9 protein-coding genes are annotated in these 10,327 nt (G+C 61.7%); 3 read left to right on the top strand and 6 right to left on the bottom strand.

Translation table 11 applies throughout. The features are described 5' to 3' along the window. Positions 1 to 74: 74 nt before the first annotated feature. Both FY112_RS29910 and FY112_RS29905 read right to left on the bottom strand, forming a co-directional pair. Positions 75 to 1,001, bottom strand: coding sequence for a pseudouridine-5'-phosphate glycosidase (locus FY112_RS29910; RefSeq protein ID WP_131619827.1), 927 nt, complete (start codon positions 999 to 1,001; stop codon positions 75 to 77). 88 nt (positions 1,002 to 1,089) lie between these two features. Further along, positions 1,090 to 2,034: a carbohydrate kinase family protein gene (locus FY112_RS29905; RefSeq protein WP_131629948.1), complete on the bottom strand. Its 945-nt coding sequence runs from the start codon at positions 2,032 to 2,034 to the stop codon at positions 1,090 to 1,092. A gap of 229 nt (positions 2,035 to 2,263) precedes the next feature. Here FY112_RS29905 and recA point away from each other — a divergent pair, with 229 nt between their 5' ends. Continuing rightward, complete coding sequence (recA, locus tag FY112_RS29900; RefSeq protein ID WP_026158706.1) at positions 2,264 to 3,358, top strand: recombinase RecA; 1,095 nt, start codon at positions 2,264 to 2,266, stop codon at positions 3,356 to 3,358. Positions 3,359 to 3,512: 154 nt separating this feature from the next. Beyond that, positions 3,513 to 6,167: an alanine--tRNA ligase gene (alaS, locus tag FY112_RS29895; RefSeq protein WP_017960664.1), complete on the top strand. Its 2,655-nt coding sequence runs from the start codon at positions 3,513 to 3,515 to the stop codon at positions 6,165 to 6,167. Between the two features lie 95 nt (positions 6,168 to 6,262). Here the strand turns inward: alaS and FY112_RS29890 are convergent, their stop codons facing one another. Further along, the gene (locus tag FY112_RS29890) at positions 6,263 to 6,895 is read right to left on the bottom strand and encodes a LysE family translocator (protein ID WP_131629947.1); all 633 of its coding nucleotides are present in this window, start codon (positions 6,893 to 6,895) and stop codon (positions 6,263 to 6,265) included. A gap of 128 nt (positions 6,896 to 7,023) precedes the next feature. Here FY112_RS29890 and FY112_RS29885 point away from each other — a divergent pair, with 128 nt between their 5' ends. Continuing rightward, complete coding sequence (locus FY112_RS29885) at positions 7,024 to 7,875, top strand: AraC family transcriptional regulator (RefSeq protein WP_017960662.1); 852 nt, start codon at positions 7,024 to 7,026, stop codon at positions 7,873 to 7,875. A 43-nt stretch (positions 7,876 to 7,918) separates the two neighbouring features. On the opposite strand, the gene FY112_RS29880 is transcribed toward FY112_RS29885, so the two are convergent. From FY112_RS29880 to FY112_RS29870, 3 genes are all read right to left on the bottom strand, one after another. After that, positions 7,919 to 8,545, bottom strand: a complete 627-nt coding sequence (locus FY112_RS29880) for a glutathione S-transferase family protein (protein WP_017960661.1) — start codon at positions 8,543 to 8,545, stop codon at positions 7,919 to 7,921. A 77-nt stretch (positions 8,546 to 8,622) separates the two neighbouring features. Continuing rightward, the gene (locus FY112_RS29875) at positions 8,623 to 9,069 is read right to left on the bottom strand and encodes a GNAT family N-acetyltransferase (RefSeq protein WP_151519962.1); all 447 of its coding nucleotides are present in this window, start codon (positions 9,067 to 9,069) and stop codon (positions 8,623 to 8,625) included. A gap of 71 nt (positions 9,070 to 9,140) precedes the next feature. Then, positions 9,141 to 10,327: NADP-dependent isocitrate dehydrogenase (locus FY112_RS29870; protein ID WP_151519987.1), on the bottom strand; the 1,187-nt coding region annotated here is incomplete at its 5' end.

The raw sequence follows: 10,327 nt of genomic DNA, 5'->3' as shown, positions 1-10,327 counted from the left end.
ATCTCCCTACCCGTGGGGGAGATGCCCGGCAGGGCAGAGGGGGCTTGCGTGGCGCCGCCGACGGCCCGTAGTCCTCACTCACCCAGCGCCACCGCAATCTCAGCCGCAAGCCGCGCGTTGTTTTCGACGAGCGCGATGTTAGTCTTCAGGCTCTGGCCATCCGTCAGGTCGAAGATGGTCGAGAGCAGATAGGGCGTCACGGCCTTGCCGGTGATTTCGTCGCGCTCGGCGCTGTCGAGCGCCCGCTCGATATAGATTTCCATCTCCTCGCTCGCGATCTCGTCTGCCTCCGGTACCGGATTGGCGACGAGCATGCCGCCGTCGATGCCGAGCTGTTCGCGCACCGTCTGGAAATTGGCGATGGCGGCCGGGCTGTTCAGCGACAGCGGGCTGCGGATGCCCGAGGAGCGCGACCAGAAAGCGGGGAATTCCTCGCTCTCATAGGTGACGACAGGCACGCCGCGGGTTTCCAGCACTTCCAGGGTCTTCGGAATGTCGAGGATCGCCTTGGCGCCGGCGCAGACGACGATGACGCCGGTGCGCGCCAGTTCCTCGAGATCGGCTGATATATCGAAGCTTTCTTCGGCGCCACGATGCACGCCGCCGATGCCGCCTGTGGCAAAGACACGGATGCCGGCGCGCGCCGCCGCGATCATCGTCGCCGCGACCGTGGTGGCGCCGGTGCGGCGTTCGGCGATGGCAAAGGCGAGATCGGCGCGCGACACCTTCATCACTTCGGTTGCCTTGGCGAGTTGCTCCAGTTCCGCAGCTTCAAGGCCGATATGCAGCGTGCCGTGAATGACGGCGATCGTGGCCGGCACCGCACCCTGTTCGCGAATGATCGCCTCGACGCTGCGGGCCATCTCGATATTGCCGGGATAGGGCATACCGTGGGTGATGATCGTCGATTCCAGTGCTACCAACGGCGCGCCGCGCTGCTTGGCGCTGGCGACTTCCTTCGAATAGGCTATCGGCAGAAGAGGGGAGATGGGCTTGGTCATGGTCTTGTCCTGTGATCGACAGAGCATGATGCCGAAAAGTGTGAGCGGTTTTCGGACGACATCATGCTCAACTATTTAATTAGCCGCTTCAATGCAGAATTCTGACCTCGGGAACAAGGGCAAGCGCCTCATTCAGCAGATCGGGCGTCAGATTTTCGTTGACGGCATGCCGTGACTGCACGGTCAGCGTGGCGGCCGCGGTGCCGTGGCGGACGGCTTCTTCGAGCGGCAGGCCTGATATCAATGCGGCGAGTGTGCCGGCCGCAAGAGAATCGCCGGCACCCGTAACATCGGCAACGGTGTCGGCGATCGGCGGCTGCAGCGTCACGGCGCGGCCCTCGCAAAGCACGACGAGCTCACGCCGGCCGCGGGTGACGACGGCGTTCCGGATGCCGATCTGGTTCAGCAAAGGTAGCCAGCCGGCGGCGTCTTCCGGCCGCTCACCGGCAAGGGCGGCAGCTTCAGCCTCATTCAGGAACAGGTAGTCGATATCCCCGATGCAAGGCTTCAGCCTGACGACCTTGGCCGGCGAGATGGCGATTGCCGCAACGGGCTTGCCTAGCGAGCGTGCCTTTGCGACGATCGCCGCGATCGTCTCTTCCGGCAGGTTGGCGTCGACGAGGATGAAATCATGCGCGGCGAAGGCCTCCCGCACCCAGCGGATGGAGAGACGCCGCGGCACGAAGAAGCGATAAAGATCCATGTCGGCGAGGGCGATCACCAGATTGCCGTCCTTCTCGATGATCGCCGTGTAGCTCGGCGTCTTGCGGTCGAGGAAGACGAAGGGCCGGTCGTCGATGCCGGCGAAATCGGCAGCTTCTCCGACCGTCTCGCCCATCGGATCGCCGCCGCGCGGCGAGATCATCGTCACCTGAAAACCAAGTCTTGCCAGGTTGCGCGCCGCATTGAAACCGCCGCCGCCCGGCTCCTCGAACCAGGTGCCGGGATTGCTGGCGCCAGGCGCCGTCTCTCCGGAGATTCGGCCGCGCCGGTCGATATGGGCGCCGCCGAGAACAAGAATCTTTTTCTTCATCCGATCGGCTCTCCCGATGCCCGAAGGACGAATCGATACGGTGCGCCCTGCCGCGGCCGAGTCGGCACTTTTGGCCTAAGCCGTTGCTTTTCATTGATAAAACAAATGCAGAACACGTGTCGTTTTACCTTTTTCTTTCAACTGTTTGATCGCCTATTGCGAGAATGGAACAAATGGGGTACAAACTCGACATTGCTTGAGCGGCTTCAATAACCTAAAGGTGGATCGGATGTCTCAGAATTCATTGCGGCTGGTAGAGGACAAATCGGTGGACAAAAGCAAGGCGCTTGAAGCGGCACTCTCACAGATAGAGCGGTCGTTCGGCAAGGGCTCGATCATGAAACTCGGCTCCAACGAGAATGTTGTCGAGATCGAGACGATCTCGACCGGCTCGCTTGGTCTCGATATTGCACTCGGCGTTGGTGGCCTGCCGAGGGGCCGCATCATCGAGATCTACGGGCCGGAAAGCTCCGGTAAGACGACGCTTGCATTGCAGACGATTGCCGAAGCGCAGAAGAAGGGTGGCATCTGCGCCTTCGTCGATGCCGAACATGCGCTCGATCCCGTCTATGCCCGCAAGCTTGGCGTCGACCTGCAGAACCTTCTGATCTCGCAGCCCGATACCGGCGAGCAGGCGCTCGAAATCACCGATACGCTGGTGCGCTCCGGCGCCGTCGACGTTCTCGTCGTCGACTCGGTCGCGGCACTGACGCCGCGTGCCGAAATCGAAGGCGAGATGGGCGACAGCCTTCCCGGCCTGCAGGCGCGACTGATGAGCCAGGCGCTGCGCAAGCTCACCGCTTCGATCTCCAAGTCGAACACCATGGTGATCTTCATCAACCAGATCCGCATGAAGATCGGCGTTATGTTCGGTTCGCCGGAAACGACGACCGGCGGCAATGCGCTGAAGTTCTATGCCTCCGTGCGCCTCGACATCCGCCGCATCGGCGCGGTCAAGGAGCGCGAAGAGGTGATCGGCAACCAGACCCGCGTCAAGGTCGTGAAGAACAAGATGGCGCCGCCCTTCAAGCAGGTCGAGTTCGACATCATGTATGGCGAGGGTGTTTCCAAGACCGGCGAACTGGTCGATCTCGGCGTCAAGGCCGGCATCGTCGAGAAGTCGGGCGCCTGGTTCTCCTATAACAGCCAGCGTCTCGGCCAGGGCCGTGAAAACGCCAAGACCTTTCTGCGCGACAATCCGGATCTCGCCCGCGAGATCGAACTGTCGCTGCGCCAGAATGCTGGCCTGATCGCCGACCGCTTCCTGCAGAACGGCGGACCAGAGCCCGATGACGGTGATGGCGATGCCACTGCGGAAATGTAATTTTCGCGCCTAAACTCATCGGACAGTTCCAACCGGCCGCATTCCTGATGAGAATGCGGCCGGTTTTGTTTGTCTGCTGGACAGTGGCGGGGGCGAACGTTAAAAGCCGATGGATTTAAATTTACCTGCCTCCGGCAGCATTGAAGGGCATAGCATGAGCGGCGTGAACGATATCCGGTCGACCTTCCTCGACTATTTCAAGAAGAACGGCCATGAGATCGTTCCGTCGAGCCCGCTCGTGCCGCGCAACGACCCGACGCTGATGTTCACCAATGCCGGCATGGTGCAGTTCAAGAACGTCTTCACCGGCCTCGAAAAACGTCCCTATTCGACGGCGACGACTTCGCAGAAATGCGTGCGCGCCGGCGGCAAGCACAACGACCTCGACAATGTCGGTTATACTGCACGCCACCTGACCTTCTTCGAGATGCTCGGCAACTTCTCCTTCGGCGACTATTTCAAGGAGAATGCGATCGAGCTTGCCTGGAAGCTCGTTACCGAAGGCTTCGACCTTCCGAAGAACCGTCTGCTGGTGACCGTTTATTCCGAGGACGAGGAAGCTGCGACGCTGTGGAAGAAGATCGCCGGCTTTTCCGACGACAAGATCATCCGCATCTCGACCTCGGACAATTTCTGGCAGATGGGCGATACCGGCCCCTGCGGCCCGTGCTCGGAAATCTTCATCGACCAGGGTGAGAATGTTTGGGGTGGCCCTCCGGGCTCACCGGAGGAAGATGGCGACCGGTTCCTGGAATTCTGGAACCTCGTCTTCATGCAGTTCGAGCAGACCGAACCTGGCGTTCGCAACCCGCTGCCTCGCCCGTCGATCGATACCGGCATGGGGCTGGAGCGTATGGCCTGCATTCTGCAGGGCGTTCAGAGCGTGTTCGACACTGATCTCTTCCGCACGCTGATCGGCACCATCGAGGACACGATGGGCGTCAAGGCGGAAGGCAGCGCCAGCCACCGCGTCATCGCCGACCATTTGCGCTCCTCAGCCTTCCTGATCGCCGACGGCGTGCTTCCGTCGAATGAGGGCCGCGGTTATGTGCTGCGCCGCATCATGCGCCGCGCCATGCGCCATGCACAGCTGCTCGGCGCCAAGGAACCGCTGGTCTACAAGCTGCTGCCGACGCTGGTGCAGCAGATGGGCCGCGCCTATCCGGAACTGGTGCGCGCCGAGGCGCTGATCTCGGAAACGCTGAAGCTGGAGGAAAACCGCTTCCGCAAGACGCTGGAACGCGGCCTGTCGCTTCTGTCGGACGCGACGACGGATCTTTCCAAGGGCGATATGCTGGATGGTGAGACCGCCTTCAAGCTCTACGACACCTACGGCTTCCCGCTCGATCTGACGCAGGATGCGCTGCGTGCCCGTGAGATCGGCGTCGACATCTCCGGCTTCACCGATGCGATGCAGCGCCAGAAGGCCGAAGCCCGCTCGCACTGGGCCGGTTCCGGCGAGAAGGCGACGGAAACCGTCTGGTTCGAGCTCAAGGAAAAACACGGCGCCACCGAATTCCTCGGCTATGACACCGAAACGGCTGAAGGCGTCGTGCAGGCGATCGTCAAAGAGGGCGCGGTTTCCACCGAGGCCAAGGCCGGCGACAAGGTGCAGATCGTGGTTAGCCAGACACCGTTCTACGGCGAATCCGGTGGCCAGATGGGCGATACCGGCGTGATCTCGTCCGACCACGGCAAGATCGAGATTTCGGATACGCAGAAGAGGGGCGAAGGCCTGTTCGTGCATCAGGGTACTGTCATCGACGGCGTGTTCAAGGACGGCGATGCCGTGGTGCTGACGGTCGATCATGCCCGCCGTTCGCGGCTGCGCGCCAACCACTCTGCGACCCACCTGCTGCATGAGGCGCTGCGCGAAGTGCTCGGCACCCATGTTGCCCAGAAGGGCTCGCTGGTGGCACCCGAGCGCCTGCGCTTCGATGTCTCGCATCCGAAGCCGATGTCGGCCGAGGAGCTCAAGATCGTCGAAGATATGGCAAACGAGATCGTGCTGCAGAATTCGCCGGTTACTACGCGGCTGATGAGCGTTGACGATGCGATCGCCGAAGGCGCGATGGCGCTGTTCGGCGAAAAATACGGCGATGAAGTCCGGGTCGTGGCGATGGGCGAGGGCGTGCGTGGCGCCAAGGCCGGCAAGCCCTATTCGATCGAACTCTGCGGCGGCACGCATGTCGGGGCCACCGGCCAGATCGGCCTGATCCGCGTTCTCGGCGAAAATGCCGTCGGCGCCGGCGTTCGCCGTATCGAGGCCGTCACCGGCGAATCGGCGCGGGAATATCTGGCCGAACAGGATGAACGCGTGAAGACGCTTGCCGCCTCGCTGAAGGTGCAGCCGGGCGAAGTGCTGGCGCGTGTCGAAGCGCTGATGGACGAGCGCCGCAAGCTCGAAAAGGAGCTGGCTGATGCCAAGCGCAAACTCGCCATGGGCGGCGGGCAGGGCGGCTCGGTCGATGCCGTGCGCGAAGTCGCCGGCGTCAAGTTCCTCGGCAAGGCGATTTCGGGCGTCGATCCCAAGGATTTGAAAGGGCTTGCCGATGACGGCAAGACCAGCATCGGGTCGGGCGTCGTTGCGCTCGTCGGCGTGTCCGACGACGGCAAGGCAAGTGCTGTGGTGGCGGTGACACCGGATCTCGTGCAGCGCTACAGCGCCGTCGATCTCGTCCGCATCGCATCTGCCGCCCTTGGCGGCAAGGGCGGCGGCGGCCGCCCCGACATGGCGCAGGCCGGCGGCCCCGACGGATCGAAGGCCGACGAGGCGATCGAGGCGGTTGCCGTGGCACTCGCCGGCTGAATTGCCGCCTGACAACAGTTTGAAATTCAAACCGGCTGCGAGATCATGGATTTCGCAGCCGGTTTTGTTTTCATCGACCCGTGGCCACGCGATGTTCAGTTTCGCGACTGCAACGCCAGGCGGCAGGCGAGCCCGGTGAAGACCGTTGCCAGAATGTATTGCGGTAACTTCGGGAAACGGCTCGCCGATTGGAGTTTCGAACGGATCGTGCTTCCGAGGAAAATCACGGCGCCATTCACGACGAGGCCGATTCCGTTCAGGATGCTTGCAAGTATCAGCATCTGCATCGTCAGCGACCCGGCAGACGCATTCACGAATTGTGGAAAGAGCGCCATGACGAAGAGCGCCATCTTCGGATTGAGCAGATTGGTGGCAAGGCCCGCAAAGAAGATGCGCCGGCCCGACAGTCGCTTCAGCGTCGATGCCGGCTGAAAGGCGATGCCTTCCGAGCGGACCGTCTTGTAGGCGAGATAGAAAAGATAGCAACAGCCGGCCCAGCGCACCGTTTCATAGGCGGCCGGCACGGTTATGAAGAGCTGCGACAGCCCAAAGGCTGCGGCAAGGGCGTGGCAATAGGTGCCGAGCGCGATGCCGGCATAGGTCAGGAAGCCGGCAGCGCGTCCCTGGCTGATGCTGCGGGAGGCGATCAGCAGCATGTCGGGACCGGGCGTGGCGGTCAGCACCAGCGCTGCGGCGGCAAAGAGCATTAATGTTGAAAAATCCGGCATCTATCATTCCTTTTGGGTTCGAGCCGGAATTCCGGTCTACGCAGGATTCGCCGAAGGTTCAAGTCAGCAGGATTTGTCAAATCGGGTTATGGTTCTCTCAAGCCGATCGATTTGCACGAGGTTCCGACATGAATGGCGACACGGCATGGGCACTTTATGAAAACCGTCTGAGGCGGGTTTCGGCCTATATTCACGACCACCTCGACGAGGAGCTGGATATGGAGCGCCTTGCCGAAATCGCCTGCATGTCGAGCTATCACTGGCACAGGATCTACCGGGCGATTTATGGCGAGACGCTGGCGGCCACCGTCAAGCGGCTCAGGCTGCATCACGCGGCGGGCGAGATCGTCCGCACGGAACTTGCCGTCAGTGAAATTGCGAAGCGATCAGGCTATCCCAATCTCCAATCCTTCAATCGTATTTTCAAGTCGGTCTACGGCATGCCGCCGGCCCGCTACCGGAAAGAGGGAAGCCACACAGCCTATGAGCCCTCACCTAACGGAAAGACCAAAGCCATGTTAGACGTTACCATACGCGAGATCGGGCCGATCGAGTTGATCGGCGTTGCCCATACCGGCTCCTACATGCAGATCGACAAGGCCTTCGAGACGCTGTTCGGCACGCTTTACGCCCGCGGCCTCGCCAAGCCCGACATGCGGATGATCGGCGTCTATCTCGACGATCCCGATCTTGTGCCGGAGGAAAAGCTGCGCTCAATCGCCTGCGTCACCGGCGCTGCCGAAGTGCCGTCGGCGTCACCCTTCGAGCGGCGCACGATCGACGGCGGCGATTATGCGGTGCTGCGCCACAAGGGTCCCTATGCCGACATGTCCAAGTCCTATCAGTGGCTCTTTGCCGAATGGCTGCCGAAATCCGGCCGGCAGCTGAAGGACAGTGTCATGTTCGAGGAATATCTCAACAATCCGCGCGAGGTGTCGCCGACCGAGCTTTTGACGGATATTCACATGCCGCTCGTCTGACGCCCCGATCGGGAGCGCGGCGGATCTGCCGTGCCTTCGAGACTCAGGCGGCCTGCATGGTCTTGACGGCTTCGTCGTCAAGGGCGTTCGCCCGCTTGTAGGCCTCGCGCTGGCTGATGCGGCCGACATAGTCGAGGAAGGCTTGGCGTCTTTCGATGCCGCCGAATCCGATGCCCCAGCCGATATGGGAGCCGACATAGACGTCGGCGGCGGTGAAACGCTCGCCGGTGATGTAGGTCGAAGCGGAGACGGCTTTCTCGAGTGTGTTCATGACGTCGCCGAAACTGCCGCAGCCGGCCATGCGCAGGCGTTCCTTCGGAATTTCGAAGCCGAGAGCCTTCATCGTCACCGCCGATTCGAGCGGACCGGCGGCAAAAAACATCCAGCGATAATAGCGGGCGCGCTCCTCCGGCCTCGGCGCCAGCGCCTTTTCGGGGAAGGTCTCGGCCAGATAGGCGCAGATCGCCGCGCATTCGGTGACGATGGTGTCGCCATGGCGGATCGTCGGCACCTTGCCCATCGGATTGACCGCGAGATATTCCGGCGCCTTCATGGTTTCGCCGAAGGTCAGGAGTTCGGTGCGATAGGGCTGGCCGATCTCCTCCAGCATCCAGCGCGCGATGCGGCCGCGCGACATCGGGTTCGTATAGAATACCAATTCTTCGGTCATGACGTCCTCCTCGTGTTGCCGTTATTTGGTCCCACGGAATCAATAGCGCAGCGATGTCTGCCTGCAAGGCCCGATCGTCAGAGCGCCTTGCGATATTGGATGAAGCCGGAGCGCTCGGCGATCCTGTCATAGAGCCGGCGGGCCGTTGCATTGGTCTCGTGGGTCATCCAATAGAGCCTGCCTGCGCCGTTGGCGCGGGCGAGGTCGGCGACGGCCTCGATCAAAGCGGCACCGGTACCGAGCCCGCGCTGGCTGTTGTCGACATAGAGATCCTGCAGGGAGCAGGTCCATTGCGGCAGCCAGCAGGAACGGTGAAAGATGGCATGGACGATGCCGACAAGCTGGCCGTCTTCGTCAAAGGCGCCGAGCGCATGCATCGGTTCGTCAGGATCGTGGAAACGAGCCCAGGTGAGATCCGTGGTTTCGGGCGGGATGACCACTTCGTAGAAGCGCTGATAGGCCTCCCAAAGGGGTTCCCAAGCGGCTCGGTCAAAGGGTTCGAGCGGTCGCAGGATGGCCGTCATCGGTTCATTCTCCCAAAATGAAAACGGCGGGGAAATCCCCGCCGCTTCGATGTTATCTCGGAAAGGCCGGCTTACGCCATGGCCTTCTGCAGGTTCTGATCGATCTTGTCGAGGAATGCGGTGGTCGAGAGCCACGGCTGGTCGGGGCCGATCAGCAGCGCCAGGTCCTTGGTCATGAAACCGGATTCGACGGTGTCGACGCAGACCTTTTCGAGCGTCGCGGCGAAGCGGGCGAGTTCGGCATTGTCGTCGAGCTTGGCGCGGTGCGCCAGGCCGCGGGTCCAGGCGAAGATCGAGGCGATCGAGTTGGTCGAGGTTTCCTGGCCCTTCTGGTGCTGGCGGTAGTGGCGGGTGACCGTGCCGTGAGCGGCTTCGGCTTCGACCGTCTTGCCGTCGGGCGTGAGCAGAACCGAGGTCATCAGGCCGAGAGAGCCGAAGCCCTGGGCGACGGTATCGGACTGGACGTCGCCGTCATAGTTCTTGCAGGCCCAGACGTAGCCGCCAGACCACTTGAGCGCCGAGGCGACCATGTCGTCGATCAGACGGTGTTCGTAGGTGATGCCGGCTTCCTTGAACTGATCCTTGAATTCGGTCTCGTAGACTTCCTCGAAAATGTCCTTGAAGCGGCCGTCATAGGCCTTGAGGATGGTGTTCTTGGTCGACAGGTAGACCGGCCACTTGCGCATCAGGCCATACATCATCGAAGCGCGGGCAAATTCGCGGATCGATTCATCGAGGTTGTACATCGCCATGGCAACGCCGGCGCCCGGTGCGTTGAAGACTTCCTTCTCGATGACGGTGCCGTCTTCGCCGACGAACTTGATCGTCAGCTTGCCCTTGCCGGGGAACTTGAAATCGGTGGCGCGGTACTGGTCGCCGAAGGCGTGGCGGCCGACGACGATCGGCTTGGTCCAGCCGGGAACGAGGCGCGGCACGTTCTTGCAGATGATCGGCTCGCGGAAGATGACGCCGCCGAGGATGTTGCGGATCGTGCCGTTCGGGCTCTTCCACATTTCCTTGAGGTTGAATTCCTTGACGCGGGCTTCATCCGGCGTGATCGTTGCGCACTTGATGCCGACGCCGTACTTCTTGATGGCGTTGGCGGCGTCGACAGTGACCTGGTCGTTGGTGGCGTCGCGGTTTTCGACCGAGAGGTCGAAATAGTCGATGTCGAGGTCAAGATACGGATGGATCAGCTTATCCTTGATGAGCTGCCAGATGATGCGCGTCATTCCATCGCCGTCGAGATCGGCGACGG

Origin of the sequence: Rhizobium sp. PEPV16 (assembly GCF_008919455.1) — a bacterium.
GTDB lineage: Bacteria > Pseudomonadota > Alphaproteobacteria > Rhizobiales > Rhizobiaceae > Rhizobium > Rhizobium leguminosarum_Q.
This window is presented reverse-complemented; position numbering and strand designations above follow the sequence as displayed.